This window comes from Paenibacillus xylanexedens (genome assembly GCF_007676705.1).
In the GTDB taxonomy this organism is placed as follows: domain Bacteria; phylum Bacillota; class Bacilli; order Paenibacillales; family Paenibacillaceae; genus Paenibacillus; species Paenibacillus xylanexedens_C.
Genome location: NZ_VEBF01000006.1, coordinates 261,347 through 278,056, shown reverse-complemented (window position 1 = coordinate 278,056; position 16,710 = coordinate 261,347). Strand labels below are relative to the sequence as shown.

Sequence of the window (16,710 nt, the reverse complement as noted above, 5' to 3'; positions counted from 1 at the left end):
AAATCATAAATCAGTTATATAGTCAGTAGTTAGTGGTAGCATCAGTAGAAAATCCATCATCATCTGCCCGGGTGTGACTGTCTCCAATAATAGTAGGAACGATATCCTTTCTATTGGAGACAGAGGCGGATGATGTACATAAGTGAAGGAAGACGAAAGAAGAACCTAACCTATGAAGATCTCACTCGTGCGAATCCCGTTGGGTTATGAGGTTGGTAGTTGTTATGCTCTATTGAAAGGAACAAGTCTCACTTCGAAGGCGTGCGTCTCAGAATGACAAAGTCGGCAGAAGATTGATCCGGATAGCGCTGCGGAATGATCTCATGAACTTTGAAATCAGGGTTGTCGAATAGATAATCGAACAGATTGCGGTCCTGGATTGTATCAATCCCCGGGTTGCCGTTTTCTTTCAAACGCGTGTATAGCACCACCCATGCTGTGGAAGAGTGCAGAACATCGTAGAGGGTATTGCGAAAATCTGTTTCATCCGTAATATGATACAGTACATCCAGACAGACCGTCAGATCGGCTTGCAGGAAACCTCGGTTGATCCACAGTCCTGGGGTATACAGCATGAAGCTCTTGGACGGATCCTTGGCAAACTGGGAAGCACAGCGTTTTACGGAAGAGGCTGCGACATCAACCCCCAGGTAATCCTCATAGTTCATGTATTGCAACTGGTTGCCATCCCCACATCCAAACTCAATGACACGATGAATACCCTCACGTTGAATCAATCCGTTCACAACTTCGGCCTTGAATTCGGCCAATACCCCGTATGAACCCCTCCCAGAAGTCTCACCCGAACGATACGTTTGCTCCCAATATCCGATGTAATCAAAAGGCTGACGCATATGCTTCCCCCGATCCTGTGAAATGAAGTTCAAGACAATCACTATACATAGGTTATGCGCATTATTTGCAGGTATGAATTGTTGGAACAGGAAGAGCAAATGAATTAATTTCCACAGAATTCCCTGAAAATTCCCTGAAAGTCTAAACATCTGGAAAGGACTTGCCGACATTAAAGATAAGGAAAAAAATGATGATAATCGGGGGGAAATGATGTTAAAGCCAAGATTGACCAAGTACATGGTGATGATGCTGGTGTTGATGCTGAGTATATCCAACGTAGGCTTGGCCGCTGCGGCAGATAAAGAACTGTCCAAAATTGTGGTTTCCAAGAATGAGATGTCGCTCGAAGTTGGTGATTCCGGGTCTGTTACGGTAACAGGGGTATATTCTGATAATACGTCGACAAACGTAACGATCAGTTCATCCTGGAGTAGCAGTCATACTTCAATAGCAACTGTATATAATGGCGCGATTACGGCCAAAGAAGAAGGTACAGCAACGATTACAGCAGCGTATCAGGGCCAAACTCAGACCGTTCAAGTGAAAGTAACGAAGAAGGTCAAAGCCCTTTCGAAAAACGTGCAAAGTCTGGATTTGCGTACGGGAGATACGAAAGATATCGTTTTGACAGCAACATATAGTGACAATACCACAAGTGAAAAGGCATCCGAGACTGCAGAATGGTCTACCAGTGATGAGAAGGTTGCTACCGTTGTGAATGGTAAAGTAACTGGACAAAGCGCAGGTACAGCTGTGATCACAGCCAAAGTTGGCAGCCAAAGCGTGACGGTGGATGTTAACGTTGAAGTGGTTAAGCGTGTAGATGTAGATAAACAGCAAGTTAATCTATTGTTGAACAAGAGTGAAAGTGTGAAAGTAACAGCCACATATCCAGATGGCACAACCAAAGATGTAACCGATCTGGCGGAGTGGACATCCAGCAACGAGAAGGTTGCAGACGTTCTTAAAGGTGAAATTACAGGATACTCGGCAGGTTCTGCCAAGATCACAGCCAAATACGGTACGAAATCAGTATCCGTTGACGTGGATGTGGATCTGACCAGTAAACTGAGTGTGGAGAAACAAAGTATTTTCTTCCGTTTGAGTGAGACAACCAAAACAGCTAATGTCGTTGTAACGGCTTCATATCCGAACAGCAGCGATGTGAATGTAACTGATCAGGCGACATGGACATCCAGCAACGAGAAGGTTGCAACGGTATTCAAGGGACAGATCACAGCCATTAGTGCAGGTTCGACAACGATCAAAGCCACTTATAGTGGCAAAACAGTAGAAATTGCTGTGGATGTAGATACGGCAAGATATCTGGATATCAAAGATGTGAATGACAAGCTCGCCATGAGTGTTACGGGTGATAACAAGTCCAAGACATTGGTAGCCAATGCAGAGTATATTGATGGAAGCACAGAAGTTGTAACTTCCAAAGCAACATGGACTTCAAGCAATGCAGATGTTGTATATGTATCCAACGGCGATCTGATCGCATACAAATCCGGTACAGCTACGATCACTGTAACTTATGGCGGTAAAACGGCTAAATTCACAGTGAATGTAGACGTAGCAGACAAGTATGAGATGGACAAGAAAAAAGCTTCTGTAACCGTTGGAGGAACAACCAATGCCAAAGTACTGGCGTTGTACGGTGAAACGTCCAAGGATGTATCCGAAGATGCAACCTGGAGCAGCAGCAGTGACAAAATCGCTGAGGTAGATAGTAAAGGGGTTATCACAGGTGTTGCTACAGGTAAAGCGACCATTACAGCGAAGATTGAAGGCAAAACGCTGACTCTGCCTGTTGAAGTAGGTATGGCTAGTGGACTGGAAGCAGATATGAACTTCGTTGTTCTGTCCGCCAAAGAAACACAAAATATCCTTCTAACAGGTACGGATGAAGACGGGAACACGCTGGATGTAACATCCGAAGCAACCTGGAAATCAAGCAACTCACGTGTAGCTGATGTGAAAAAAGGTGTGATCACGGGTAACAGCAGTGGTAAAGCCAATATCACGGCAGAATACGGCTCCAAAAAAGTGACCATTCAGGTTGAAGTGGATGTCATCTCACGTATTGAAGCTTCCGAACCGGCTCTTTCCCTGAAATCAGGTGATACAGCTGATCTGACGGTAACTGCTTTCTTAAGCGACGGTAGTGAGCGTGATGTTACGGACAAAGCTGAATGGAAAACCAACAGCTACAAAGTAGCTCAGGTAACCAAAGGTAAAGTCAAAGCTATAGGTTCAGGTAAAGCTAAAATTACAGCAAAATACGGCAGCAAGTCTGTAACCATTGCGGTAGATGTGGATACACTGAAATATTTGCAGACGGATAAAGTAACGTTGACCATGAAACCTGGTGAAAAGGTAACTATAGCGGCAACTGCAACGTATGCTGATGGCAGTGAAGCTAATGTGTCCAAACCGGCTCTCTGGAAGTCTTCCCGTATTGCGACAGCATCGGTGAAAGACGGCATCATTCAGGCAAATGGCAAAGGTAAAGCAACGATTACAGTAACATTTGCAGGTGTGAAAACCAAAGTGACGGTAGTGGTTGAAGCGAAGTAATTGGGTCTCCCAATGCTACGTAAAAGGTGAAATATAATAAACGGTGATGCCAGCTTAATAGCGGGTATCACCGTTTTTTTGTATATAAACTAATGTAAAAAAAGAAACGTCCAGAACCTCTGCATACACCTACAGCAGGTGTATAATCATTGATTCTGTAACGTTTAAATTACATCGTGTGCGACAGTACCAGTGCACCATAGGCAAAAGCGATCACGATCAGAATGGCCGGATGCAGCTTGGTCTTGGTCATGACCCAGAGCGAGATGGCTGCAATGATCAACGTCTGCCAGATGCCGATGGAATTGGTAGATAGCTGACCGAATTCCCATGTAAGCAGGATCATGAGTACAGCGATAACAGGCTGCACGAGCAGGGTCATGCCTTTGACTTTCGGTGAAGTACGATGTTTGTTTAATAGACGAAGTAATATAATTAATGCGGTTGCGGAAGGTACGATTGTAGCAAAGCTTGCGATAAATGCCCCAAACCAGCCTGCCACGTGATACCCGACAAATGCAGCAATTTTGGTTGCAATCGGGCCGGGAAGGGCGTTACCAATCGCCAGTACATCACCGAATTGCTCGGTGGTCATCCATTGGTAGTGGTTCACAATCTCTTCCTGCATAAGTGGAATGGAAGCCGGACCGCCCCCATATCCCAAGATGTTCGCTACGAAAAATCCCCAAAATAACTCCCACCAGGTCTGGAGCATCCTTAGGACACCCCCTTATCGGACTCGCCTTTGGACTTGAAGCGCTGGACTAGATCCAGATGGAAGACACCGTATCCAAGGAAAACCGCGATCACAATCCCCGGATGGATATCCAGCAGCTGTAATAGTACAAAGGCAATTACGCCAAACAGGGCGGCAAAAACCTTGCCGAGTCCCTTCCAGGCTTTCATGGCGAATTCATAAGCCATCATACCCAGCATGACAAAAATAACCGGCCTTACGGCGGCTACCATGCCTGCTACCACTTTCGACTCGCGCAGTGCGTACATGGAACCGAGCAGAGCAATGATAGCGATGCTTGTCGGTAAAATGTGAGCGAGTACGGACACAATCGCGCCAAGTACACCTTTGGTTTTGTATCCCAGATATGCGGCCATCTTGGTCGCAATAGGCCCGGGCAGGGCATTAGCGATAGCCAGAATCTCGCCGAACTCCTCATCACTGACCCATTTGTAACGCGTAACAGCTTCATAACGGATCAATGGAATAACCGAAGGTCCACCGCCATATCCGAGAATCCCGGTTCGGACCATTCCGATCACGAGACCTTTGTAATCTTTCCAACCCATGCTGATTTCCTCCTAGAGTCTCATGCCCATCCGGCTTTTATAGCGTTTCAACAACAGCTGTGATTCGACTTTGACGATGCCTGGCATCTTATATAGCTTCTCGAGCAAGAACTGCTCCATCTCTTCCATATCCGCAAAAATACCGTGCATGTGCAGGGTACTCGGGCCTGTCATATGATAGAGGCTGGTGACGGCCGGTTCTTCGTCCAGTTTATCCGCGACTTCATCCAGGAAGGGCGGTTCAACATCGACATTGAAAAAGGCGGAGACCTGAAGCCCAACCTTGCCAGGGTTAATGACCACGGTGAAGCGTTCGATAATTCCTTTTTCAGATAAAGCATTAATGCGCGCCTGGACTGCTACACGTGACAACCCGATCTGTGTACCCAGATCCGTATAGGATATTCGGCTGTTATGGTGAAGCGCGGCGATGATTTTGCGATCCATCTCGTCCAGATTGTACATTTGTGGAATTTCCCCTCCCTTGGAGGAGCGTTTCTCTGACATGTTGACCATCCTTTTCTCTCGCTATATGAAATGAATTGAAATTTTACTAATCATACAATGTGTATGTGGCATTCATAGTTTAATGACGAATCGTAACTGGAGTCAATCTATTTATCATGATTATTGAATTTAACCGATTTTGAGCTTTCATTTTGTCATTTTGACCAATCGGAAATAAAAAGACCACTCGCACAGTCCAATAGCGAGCAGCCGTTAAATAATAGATAAGCTGGAGTGAAGCGCAAAGTACGATACGAGGCATGTCTGATTATGCTTGTGCGATCTTGGGCAGGAAAAGGGTGACGGTGGTTCCTTCGCCAGGCTCGGAAGAAACTCTCAACGTTCCGCCTGCTCCACGGGCACGCTCTTCCATGCTGAACAATCCAACACCATTGCCAGCGGTTGCTTCGCTGAATCCAGCGCCCTGGTCTTCAATAATAACCATCGTCATGTCTTCCGCATCTTCTACAGTAACACGTGCCTCAGCAACATCGGCATACTTCGCGACATTCGTTAAGGCTTCCTGGATAATCCGGTATATGGCAATCTCCCGGTTCATCTCCAGTCGCTTGCGCAAGTTACATTCCAGATCGACTTCGATCCCGTAGTGACGGGTATAATTCTCAATGTAAGTTCGAATTGCCGGGACAACGCCGAGGTCATCCAGAACGGATGGCCTTAGTTCCCATGCCATACCGCGCACATCTTCCATGATGCCCGTGACCTGCTTACGCAGTGCTTCGACGCCCGGTTGAGGCTGATCTGCCAGTAGCCGGTCCATCTGGATAACCAGAGAGAAGAGACTCTGTCCGATCCCGTCATGCAGTTCACGCGAGATCCGGCGTCGTTCCTCTTCCTGAATGTTCATCACTTGGGACATCATCTTCTGCAATTCGCCTTCGACAGATTTCAGCTTGGTTACCTCACTACGTACAGCCAGATATTGATATGGCTCGCCATCGTTATCGAGAAAAGGAACGATGGTGGTGTTGACCCAATAATAACTGCCATCTCTGGCCCGATTACGAATCTCCCCGTTCCATACCTTACCTGAGGATATCGTGTCCCACAGGTTTTTCATAAAGTTTTTGCCATGGTATCCGGAATTAATGATTCGATGATCCTTACCAATCAGTTCCTCGCGTTCATACTGCGAGATCTCACAGAATTTATCATTCACATATTGAATTTTTCCTTTGCGGTCCGTGAGGGCAACAATGGAGGACTCATCCAGAGCGAATTTCAGATCACTCAGTTGATGCAGGGAACCCTTCAATCTGCTGCGAAATTCATTATCGGTAATGTGATTGTCAATCTCGTTCAGCAGGAGGCGTACAGGCTGGTCTGCGAGTCCACTTAGTCTGTTCTTGCGTGCACTACTCAAAGTTCAGCAACCCCTTTTTCATGGCGAACTTCACCAGTTCCGGTCGTGTACGCAGGCCAAGCTTCTCCATCAGATTACTTTTGTGGGATTCGACCGTCTTGACACTGATGATCAGATGTTCGGCGATTTCCTTATTTGCGTATCCTTTGGCAATCCAGGACAGAATTTCCTTCTCCCGCTCGGAAAGTGTGTCATAGGGACCGGCGTTTTCCTGTTTGGCTTTGTCCAGATACTCACTCATCAACCGTTTGGTCGCACTCGGGTACAAGTAAGCACTGCCATCTGCCACAGAGCGTATAGCGGCCAGCAATTCTTCGTGCGGCGCGCTCTTGAGGATGTAACCGGAAGCTCCGGCATGAATCGCTCGGAAGAGGTACTCCTCATCATCATGCATGGTTAGAATCAGGATCGCGAGATCCGGCATTAATTTCTTCAATTCAGCGGTAGCCGTCAGGCCGTCTTTGCCTGGCGGCATGCTAAAATCCATCAAGACGACATCTGGCTTCAATTCTTGGGCCTTGGCAATGGCTTCGTCGCCGTCAGCGGCATCTCCAACGATATGTATATCATTCTTTCCTTCCAGTAAGGCGATCAGCCCGGAGCGCACGACAACATGGTCGTCTACAACTAATAGTTGAATCACATCATTTCCCCCTGTCCGCTTCCACTGTTCTATCTATATCATAACAAAAAAAGAAGCCATTCAGAGCTTAAATCTCCGAATAGCTTCTCTCACGCTCTTGTTCATCTTTTTATCCATATACGTGCGGCTCCAGATGCAGAGCGACTTGTTCGGTCTGCAGGATCATATTCGGTGAAAAGGTACAAGGCAGTCTGGTGCCAACGAGCAGCACGGCCCCAGGCACGCTTCCTTCCTGAAACACAGGTACCGCTATGGCACTTACCAGCCGCTCAGCAAGCATTAACGGGCAGCGACCGGGTGTATGCTCCCCGGTGGATTGTGCATCAGATCGGGCTGTGCGCCCAGTCCGAAGGGCTGTACCTACCAGATCTTGTCCGGGACGCATTTCTATGCGTTTCACCCGTTCATTACTAGCCCCAGAGGTATACTTCCAGCGTAGCATTGTCCCGTTCAGACAGGCAAGCCCGCAGAAGTCGCTGGATGTATTCAGGCGCAGGCCGTCGATCATCTCCTGAATGCCAGATGGCAGTTCATCATGCATGAGAGGACACTTCCTTTTTCGAATTATAACGTACGTAACGTGAGATTATTATCATTAACCTTTGGACAGGATCATCTTAAAGAGGTAGTTCAAAAAGTCCACCTTTGATTACGAAGGATGCCTATCGGCATCATCAGCATCGAATATGGAATTCAGCCGAAATGTCCGTTGCTCACGTAGTTTTCCCTACGCTCCGCTACTCCATTTCTAGCTTCATCCCATCTTCTCGGTACTGAAAACCGCTCTTTTTGAACAGGATCATCTTAAAGTAAGGGTATTACGATGTTAGTTCTATTGTAGACCCTTTGTCGTACATTGTAATTCAGGGAAAACCCCTATTTCCGTTCTATAATTTACTGAACCTGGGCAGTGAAGGACTCCTGAATCAGGTACACCAAGGGATTGAAGAAATGCGAAGGATGAGGCATATCGGTGAAATGTGACTTTTCTCACAGCAAATTCAGGGAGTTTCTCGTTAATGATCAGGTAATCCCCCGATAACCCTGACGCTACTTTCGCGATATGATGTATACATAAGGAATCACCGAGGGGGACGAAGGTTATGGGTACAGTATTTGTGGAAAGAACAACCCAAAGAACAGAGCAGAAACAAACGGAGGCGGGCAAAATGACACGAGAAACAGGCGGAATCCTTTCGTTCGTTACACCTGAGCAATGGGACCTGATTGAAGCGAAAATGCAACCCAAACGGGTAAAGTCGGGGTATAGTCTCTTTCTCGAAGGCGATGAAGCCGGATATCTGTACTACATTCGTTCGGGACGAGTGAAAATGACCAAGTCGACGGAGGATGGCAAGGAAATTATCCTATCGATTCAGCAAAGCGGCGATCTCATCGGTGAGTTCGGCGGCATCGGCGGACTGAATCATAGCTATAGTGCAGAGATGGCGGAAAAAGGGGAACTGGCCATTATCTCGCTTGGCGATCTGGAAAGTATACTCAGCAAACATGGCGATCTTGCTTTGAAATTCTTGCAATGGATGGCACTGTCGCAGCGGATTACCCAGTCGAGATTCCGTGATTTGCTGCTCTATGGCAAGGCGGGGGCCCTAGCTTCGACACTGATCCGTGCCAGCAACTCGTATGGCAAGGTTACACCGGATGGCATCGTGCTGGACATGAAGTTGAACCATACCGAGCTTGCCGAGATGATCGGAGCTACCCGGGAGAGTGTAACGCGGATGCTGGGAGCATGGAAAGAACAAGGTACGCTGGATATGATGGATGGCAAACTGATGATTCGGGATCTGGCAGCCCTGCGCTGCATGTGTGGATGTCCGACGTTCCCAAGCTGCCCAGTAGAGCTGTGCCGGTTGTAAAAATAGCTTGTTCCGGGGTTTTACCTCCATTGGCGATTGGGGTCGTTACGGAGAATAATAAAAAGAGCTGGCATCCGTATAATCGGTGTCAGCTTTTTCGATGTATGCGGGAAATTACATATGTAGCATTGGGTCTCCATTGGCCGCGCCATACTCCCTGGCGAGAATCGAATAGAGAACCGAGTCATGAAAGGAACCTTTGTAGAACCAGTGCTCGCGTAATAGCCCTTCTCGCTGCATGCCAATCTTCTTCATGACATTCTCCGAAGCCGTGTTGTGCGGGCGACATTTGGCGTAAATCCGATGAATACCCAGTTCATTGAAACCAAAACCGAGTATAGCGAGTGCTGCCTCGGTGGCATAACCTTTTCCTTGATAAGCGGGATGGAGGACGTAACCGATCTCTGCATTGGTTTTCTCCATAACGTGAATACCCACTCCGCCAAGGAGAGCCCCGTCACTTTTCAGACATATCGCAAGTTCAAAACCCTCTCTTGGTTGTGCCTGTTGTGAATGCATTACATCTTGTACGTATGCTCGTGTGTCCTCTTCGGTGTTTGGACCCCATGCTGTATGCTGTGTAACTTCCGTCATGGAGGTATAGGCATGAATTCTCTCCCAGTCCGTCTCCCGAATCTCTCGGATGATCAGTCTGTCGGTCTCCAATTGCATCGTTATTCACTCCTTCACGTTGGATTAATTTACTGTACATTGTACAACAAAATAGCCCATAACGGATTCAACGAAGGAATCGGTCATGAGCTATGCTGTGTATCTATGATGTATGTCGAATGCTATTGTGGTTGTTTACATTGAACAGCGGGATACGTATACGCCAGCTTGCGAATAATTTCCTTTTGCCATTTCGTATCACCCAGATTGGTTGCCAGGTTCAGAAGATCCAAATAATCGTCAAGCTGCAGATCAGCTTTTTGCAGAGTTGTATTCATTCGATGTTCGTTCCCCTTTATCTATAAAATCGTAAAATCATATACAAGTAGACAGGTACATAGAGACAAGTTCAATAATGATAATCATTATCACAGCTATATACTCATTATGCAATGAACGATGGCAAAATGCAATCCCAAGTCCGTAATGAATTTAACTTTTTTCAGAAAAAAGGCTCATCCACAGCATATAGGGAATGTATAAACCCAGATATGCAGCCGGATACAGGAACCAGCCATTCAGCAGGAAATGGTGAATCTCGGTGGTGAATGTGAAGGTATGATCATCAGTATGGGCCAATAGACTCAACTTCTAAACTTTTTCATAAACTTTACAAAAAGAAAGAGGAATTCATCATATGAACCATTAAATTAAAGGAGGACAACCCATTATCAGGTAATTTGGAGGAGGAGAAAGGGAATATGAAGAAGGCGTTATGGCAGCACTGGATCGGGGCATTCCTCGTCTTTATCATGATGGCAACCGCATTGCTGGGGCCGGGTTCACAGAGTCCGGTACAAGCTGCAGCACCACTTACGGTATCTCAGGCCATCGCTGCCCAGAGCGGTGGAGGAACGGCAACGGTTGAAGGGATCATTGTTGGACATGCTACCGGGTCACTTACCGCGAAGTTTACATCTCCGTATGCCAATGATTTCAATGTCCTGATTGCAGATTCAGCATCAGAGCGAACCAACGCCAGATTATTGGATGTACAGATTCCCTCATCTTTCCGTTCGCAATTTGGATTGGCGTCCAACCCCAGTCTTGTAGGCAAAAAGATCATCGTAACGGGAACCTTGGGTGCCTACAACAGCTATGCAGGAGTCAAAAGTCCAACTTCCATCACGCTTTCCTCCGGAACAACCAATCCTGATCCAGAACCGAACCCGGGCACAACACTGCCGGACGGTACCGGCAAGAAAGTATTGTTCGATAATACCCACGCCCAGACAGCAGGTGCTGCCGACTGGATTATCGACGGGGCATTTTCGGATTTTGCCAACGGTTTGCGAAACGCAGGCTTTGCCGTGGATCAGCTGGAACGCAGTATCCCGTATACATTTGGTGAGCAAGCCATCACCTATAATAAATTGAAAGATTACCACGTCTTCGTCATTGGCGAAGCCAACGTGCCGTTCAAAGCGACTGAGCAGGCTGCGCTGGTGCAGTATGTACAGAACGGAGGAAGTATCTTCTTCATCTCCGACCACTATAATGCAGACCGCAACAAAAACCGCTGGGATTCTTCCGAAGTATTCAACGGCTATCGCCGCGGTGCCTTCCTGAATCCAGCCAAAGGCATGTCTTCGGCCGAAGCGGAATCACCTGCCATGCAAGGTGTGATTAGCTCAGACTGGCTCGCGACTAACTTTGGTGTTCGTTTCCGCTATAATGCCCTCGGCGATGTGAACGCATCGGATATCGTTGCACCAGCACAATCCTTCGGCATTACCACTGGTGTTAATTCAGTAGCCATGCATGCGGGATCAACCATTGCAATTATGGACCCGAATAAGGCCAAAGGATTGGTGTACGTACCAAGTGGCGTGTCCAAGTGGGGCAATGCCGTGGATCAGGGCGTATACAATGGTGGTGGACGAGCTGAAGGTGCCTATGCTGCCATTGCGAAGATTGGTGCGGGCAAAGCTGCATTTATCGGCGACTCTTCTCCTGTGGAAGATGCTACTCCGAAATATTTGCGCGAAGAGACTGGCGCTACCAAGAAAACCTATGATGGATTCAAAGAAGTGGATGATGCTACTTTCCTCGTGAATACCGTGAAATGGCTCGCAGTCAAAGAGAGTTATACCAGTCTGGCACAAGTGCCTGGACTGACATTGGATACGGCAACAAGCCTGCTTCCTATCGAAGCTCCAGCTGCGTCCACCGAGCCGCAACTTGAGCCATGGGCTGCACCCGCGGCAGGCTACAAATGGTATGACCCGACTACATTTAAGACAGGTTCATACGGCAAAGCGCAATAAGTGAAATAAACAGGACATCAATCATCATGCGAATAGGGTCTGACCGTGAAGGTTTGCGGACAGGCTCTTTTTGCTTGCTATACCCGTTACAATCACGACGATGATCAGTTCCTGCAGCCCTGCCATTGCATAAATAACTGCTCTGGAGGGGAAGGTATGGGTACTAATGATGCGGCGTGAAGCCCAACCCAACCAGAGGAGGCGGCGAATGATGACTCAGCAAGCAGACTGTGACAGTTCCTCAATGAAGCAGAAGCTCAAGGCAGATCTGCATCGCGTGGCGGATCGAATGAACATGACGTTATCCCGTTTTGACAATGATAGTGTCTGTCTGTTGGGGCAGTTTGCAGAGATTCGAGCGGAGATTAAGCAGATTGAGGTGCTCGCCTCTTCTTTTTATCTGGATTGTTATCTGTCACCCTTTACCGAGAAGTTTGCCGAATTAACATCGAGCGTACAGCATCTGTCTGACCGGAGATATGGTGCGCTGATTGTGATTGAACGGGAAGTTCCGTTGGAGTCGATCATTCACTCAGGCGTGGCTGTGGATGCAAGAGTGACGCATGCGTTGCTGGAATCGCTGTTTATTCCCGGTGCACCTCTGCATGATGGGGCTGTTCTCATTCGTGGCAATCAGATTGTATCCGCTGGTAATGTGTTACCTTTATCGCAGGCGGAAGTGCATGAACGAAAAATAGGCACCCGTCATCGGGCTGCGCTTGGATTAAGTGAATTGACGGATGCCGTTGTACTGGTTGTCTCCGAAGAGACGGGACAGGCCTCATTTGCGGTGGATGGAGATCTGCATCCGATTAATGTGGTTGAGACGCTATCTTGAATGTGAACGATTCATTGGATTCCTCGGACGATTACGTTGATGCAGTTGAGGGAAGTGTACCTTTCTCCTGTAAGGGAGAGAGGTTTTTCTATTGATAGACGATAAAATTATAATCTGAAATTCGACAGCTTTGCTCCCGCCATATGAGAAACATTGACCGTTGCTTCTCTAACATTGCGATGTGATTTTGCACAAAATGGGTATTCGTGGGTACAATAGAGGATGGTAAATAAATAGAGAACAATGCGATTGGATCGCAAAAATGGTTGGAGGAGACGGATAGCACATGAGTTGGTTTGAAGCAATGGAGCATCACGATTATGAGGAACTGGTTCTGTGCCAGGATCGAAATTCAGGGTTAAAAGCAATTATCGCCATACATGACACAACACTCGGCCCTGCGCTGGGAGGAACGCGGATGTGGACATACGCTTCAGAAGAAGCAGCCATTGAAGATGCCCTGCGCCTTGCCCGTGGTATGACATATAAGAATGCGGTATCTGGCCTCAATCTGGGCGGTGGCAAAACCGTCATTATCGGAGATCCAAGGCGTGATAAAAATGAAGCGATGTTTCGGGCTTTTGGCCGATACATTCAAGGCTTGAACGGACGTTATATCACGGCCGAAGATGTGGGAACGACGGAAGAGGATATGAATCTGATCTATCAGGAAACCGATTATGTGACAGGCATCTCGGCGAGCTATGGTTCATCCGGTAATCCATCGCCTGCAACGGCTTGGGGTGTATATCGGGGGATTAAGGCAGCAGCCAAAGAGGCATTTGGTACAGATATGCTGGAAGGCAAAACGATTGCGGTCCAAGGTGTGGGCAATGTCGCGATGCATCTGTGTAAATATCTGTATGAGGAAGGTGCACGTCTGATCGTTACGGATATCCATAAGGAATCGGTCAAGCAGGCTGTGGATCGCTTCGGCGCGACCGCAGTTGATCCCGCAGACATCACCAGTGTGGAGTGTGATATCTATGCACCATGTGCGCTCGGTGGCACGATTAATGATGATACGCTCAAGACGCTCAAGGCGAAGGTGGTAGCGGGCTGTGCCAATAATCAGCTATTGGAGACCCGTCATGGAGATCAATTATATGATATGGGCATCGTATACGCACCTGACTATGTTATCAATGCGGGAGGCGTGATTAATATCGCAGATGAGCTGAACGGTTATAATGCAGATCGGGCGTGGAGCAAGATCGGAGAGATCTACACCAATCTGGAGAAAATATTCGAAAGCTCGCGCACGGAGGGGATCGCAACCTATGTTGCCGCAGATCGTCTGGCCGAGCGGCGGATCGAACAGATGAAGAATACGCGCAGCACATTCCTGCAAAATGGTCATCACGCGCTGAGTTCCCGGAGATTGCGCAAGTAATCGTAATCCATTCATCTTATAATCTGAAAACTGTCTGTTAGGTATCGGCAAATCCATTCCGAAATTGGATGTTGTCGATCTGACAGGCAGTTTTTTTGTCCACTGTCAGAACATAACAAAGAAAAACAGTGGCAATATCTCCCTAATTGATCAATTTCGCTATGAATTTTTCCGATAATGTATTTACATCGTTCAGATGGAGATGGTTCAGGGAAGCGGGGAGAAGTGGAAAATGGGGAAAAGACAAGGGGTAGGGCATAGGCTTAAAAATGTGTCGCTTAAGATCAAGCTGCCGATCATGATCAGTGTATTGGTCGTTCTGGTTCTGCTCGGTGCAACGACCACAAGTTATATGATTTCATCTGATGTTGTGGTCAGGAAAAGCAAGGATGAGATTAATGTGATGGCTGACCGCCTTGGGGAAGGGCTTTGGACAGCGATGCAGCTTCAGCAACAGATGAGTCATGCGATATCTGTACATAACACGTTCAAAGAACTCTTACAGTTGCGTAATACGAACGAAATGACAGATGAAACCTTTTTTACAGATGAGAATCCATATTTCAACAGAGCGAATACGATTCTCACCGACAGTATATCCGACACGGTAGGCACCAAGCCGGACTTGTTCGTGTTTGACAAGGAAGGAACCATGGTTGCGGGAACCATGCCGGAAGTCATTGGGCAGTCACGGGGAGATCGGGAATATTTTAAGGAGTCCATACAGGGGAAATCCTTTATCAGTGACGCGGTTGTCTCTAAGACTAGCAAGAAGCTCATTATTGTATTCTCGCAGCCCATCACCGATGAACAGGGGAATGTACTGGGTGTGTTCGCCATGTCGGTGGACAGCAGCTTTTTCCTGGGGCAACTGGGAGACATTAAAATTAATGGTCAAGGCAGAGTTGAAGTGCTGAGTCGAAGCGGCATTATCATGTTCGACTCAATGGACCCTTCGGTTGTGGGACAGACACTTGCAGAAGACAAGGAAGCCATGGAACTTATGGCGGACAGAGCCACCGATAAAATGAAAATCACTTCGATGGATCGAGATGATATCTACTACCGTGTTAATCAGATTCCTGACGCAGATCTCTCCGTGGTCATTATTGACGATTATGATGATATCAAACGTCCATTAGAGGATATGCAGCGCCAGATGGTTATCGTGACATTGATCGGAATTGCTCTGGCTATTGGCGTAGGACTATTGATCTCTCGTAGTATTACGAGACCTATTGTTCGTCTGATCGAGCTGTTCCAACAGCTTGCTCAAGGGAATCTGACCGTCAAGGCCAATGGTAGATATAACAGTGAATTCAAGGATCTGGCGGAGAGCTTCAATGGTATGGTGGAGCAGAACAGAAACCTGATTACCGATATGAATAGTTCGATCCATGTTCTTCAAGCCAGTACTCAGGAGCTAGAGGAAACATCCAGACAGACGGCGAGATCCATTGATGAGACGTCCGCGACGTCCATGGGGATCGCGAAGGCGATGGAGGCCCAATCCGAAGATACCGAGCAGATTGCAGGCAAATTCAACAGCTTCGGCGATAAAGTGGCTGCCATGAACAGCAGTGCCCAGGATGTGAAGGCGAGAGCAGATGAGATCGAATCTGTGTTCCATAACGGGAATGAAGTCGTCAATGAATTGATGCGTATTAATGAGGTGAACGAACGGGAAGTCGAGAAAATCTCGGAGATTACGGTCAAACTTCAAACGAGTTCGGGCAGTATTAGTCAGATCACCGAAGCCATCAGCCAGATTGCCAAGCAGACCAATCTGCTTGCATTGAATGCTTCCATTGAAGCATCACGGGCAGGAGAACATGGCAGAGGATTTGCAGTTGTAGCCGAAGAGATTCGCAATCTGGCAGAGCAGAGTTCCCGCCAGTCCAAGGAAATCTCCAGCATCATCGAGCAGAATCTGGCCGATGTAGCCGAGAACAACCAAAGTGTTGCGGAAATTCACACCATCTCGTCCAGACAGGATGAGCTTGTCTTGCAGACTCGTCAGGCGTTCGATATGATTCTGGAGAAAGTAACGGTAATCAATCAACAAATCGCCACGATGGCAGCACAGATGCAAGAGATGTTGCAGAACAAGGATGACGTACTGGAGTCAGCCCACAGTTTGTCCGCGTCAGGTGAGCAGGTATCTGCTTCGGTTGAAGAGGTAACGGCAACCATGATGGAGCAGTCTTCAACGGTGCAGCAGTTGGCGAACATGGTCGACACGATCGATCAATTGACGCAAAAACTGGCCGAATCGGCTGCAAGATTCAAGGTGGAGTAAACGTTAATTGAATATGTATAGTGGATAGTGGAAATAAAAGCAGAAGGCACTCATTATGAGTGCCTTTTGCTTTTATTTCTTATG

Annotated in this window: 15 protein-coding genes; 6 read left to right on the top strand and 9 right to left on the bottom strand. The window is 47.4% G+C overall.

From position 1 onward, the window contains the following. Positions 1-248: 248 nt before the first annotated feature. Entirely contained in the window at positions 249-854 is a 606-nt protein-coding gene (locus FS628_RS25415; RefSeq protein ID WP_145325741.1) for a methyltransferase domain-containing protein, read from the bottom strand. A gap of 211 nt (positions 855-1,065) precedes the next feature. On the opposite strand from FS628_RS25415, the gene FS628_RS25410 reads away from it, so the two are divergent. Next, complete coding sequence (locus tag FS628_RS25410) at positions 1,066-3,438, top strand: Ig-like domain-containing protein (protein WP_145325740.1); 2,373 nt, start codon at positions 1,066-1,068, stop codon at positions 3,436-3,438. Positions 3,439-3,607: 169 nt separating this feature from the next. On the opposite strand, the gene FS628_RS25405 is transcribed toward FS628_RS25410, so the two are convergent. The 6 genes from FS628_RS25405 to FS628_RS25380 form a co-directional block, all read right to left on the bottom strand. Then, on the bottom strand, positions 3,608-4,153 hold the full coding sequence (locus FS628_RS25405) for a chromate transporter (RefSeq protein ID WP_145325739.1): 546 nt from the start codon (positions 4,151-4,153) through the stop codon (positions 3,608-3,610). A 2-nt stretch (positions 4,154-4,155) separates the two neighbouring features. Beyond that, positions 4,156-4,743 (bottom strand): chromate transporter, encoded by a 588-nt coding sequence (locus tag FS628_RS25400; RefSeq protein WP_076216557.1) that lies wholly within the window; start codon positions 4,741-4,743, stop codon positions 4,156-4,158. Between the two features lie 12 nt (positions 4,744-4,755). Continuing rightward, complete coding sequence (locus FS628_RS25395; RefSeq protein ID WP_145325738.1) at positions 4,756-5,250, bottom strand: Lrp/AsnC family transcriptional regulator; 495 nt, start codon at positions 5,248-5,250, stop codon at positions 4,756-4,758. Positions 5,251-5,518: 268 nt separating this feature from the next. Beyond that, complete coding sequence (locus FS628_RS25390; RefSeq protein WP_145325737.1) at positions 5,519-6,634, bottom strand: PAS domain-containing sensor histidine kinase; 1,116 nt, start codon at positions 6,632-6,634, stop codon at positions 5,519-5,521. Continuing rightward, positions 6,627-7,277, bottom strand: coding sequence for a response regulator (locus FS628_RS25385; RefSeq protein WP_145325736.1), 651 nt, complete (start codon positions 7,275-7,277; stop codon positions 6,627-6,629). Before FS628_RS25385 ends, FS628_RS25390 begins: the two co-directional genes overlap by 8 nt. 109 nt (positions 7,278-7,386) lie before the next feature. Next, entirely contained in the window at positions 7,387-7,818 is a 432-nt protein-coding gene (locus FS628_RS25380; RefSeq protein WP_145325735.1) for a GAF domain-containing protein, read from the bottom strand. A gap of 562 nt (positions 7,819-8,380) precedes the next feature. Between FS628_RS25380 and FS628_RS25375 the strand changes: the two genes are divergently transcribed. Then, positions 8,381-9,157, top strand: coding sequence for a Crp/Fnr family transcriptional regulator (locus FS628_RS25375; RefSeq protein WP_260871186.1), 777 nt, complete (start codon positions 8,381-8,383; stop codon positions 9,155-9,157). Between the two features lie 114 nt (positions 9,158-9,271). Here the strand turns inward: FS628_RS25375 and FS628_RS25370 are convergent, their stop codons facing one another. Beyond that, positions 9,272-9,829: a GNAT family N-acetyltransferase gene (locus FS628_RS25370; RefSeq protein ID WP_145325734.1), complete on the bottom strand. Its 558-nt coding sequence runs from the start codon at positions 9,827-9,829 to the stop codon at positions 9,272-9,274. Between the two features lie 122 nt (positions 9,830-9,951). Beyond that, positions 9,952-10,107 carry a hypothetical protein gene (locus tag FS628_RS31515; protein ID WP_175382069.1) on the bottom strand — a complete coding sequence of 52 codons (156 nt, stop codon included), beginning with the start codon at positions 10,105-10,107 and terminating at the stop codon, positions 9,952-9,954. A 474-nt stretch (positions 10,108-10,581) separates the two neighbouring features. Between FS628_RS31515 and FS628_RS25365 the strand changes: the two genes are divergently transcribed. From FS628_RS25365 to FS628_RS25350, 4 genes are all read left to right on the top strand, one after another. Continuing rightward, the gene (locus tag FS628_RS25365; protein ID WP_260871188.1) at positions 10,582-12,096 is read left to right on the top strand and encodes a DUF6359 domain-containing protein; all 1,515 of its coding nucleotides are present in this window, start codon (positions 10,582-10,584) and stop codon (positions 12,094-12,096) included. 208 nt (positions 12,097-12,304) lie between these two features. Then, complete coding sequence (gene cdaS, locus FS628_RS25360; protein ID WP_145325732.1) at positions 12,305-12,934, top strand: sporulation-specific diadenylate cyclase CdaS; 630 nt, start codon at positions 12,305-12,307, stop codon at positions 12,932-12,934. A 286-nt stretch (positions 12,935-13,220) separates the two neighbouring features. After that, a complete protein-coding gene (locus tag FS628_RS25355; protein WP_145325731.1) occupies positions 13,221-14,327 on the top strand; it encodes a Glu/Leu/Phe/Val family dehydrogenase in 1,107 nt (368 codons plus the stop codon). A 232-nt stretch (positions 14,328-14,559) separates the two neighbouring features. Then, entirely contained in the window at positions 14,560-16,626 is a 2,067-nt protein-coding gene (locus FS628_RS25350) for a methyl-accepting chemotaxis protein (protein ID WP_145325730.1), read from the top strand. Positions 16,627-16,710 lie beyond the last annotated feature (84 nt).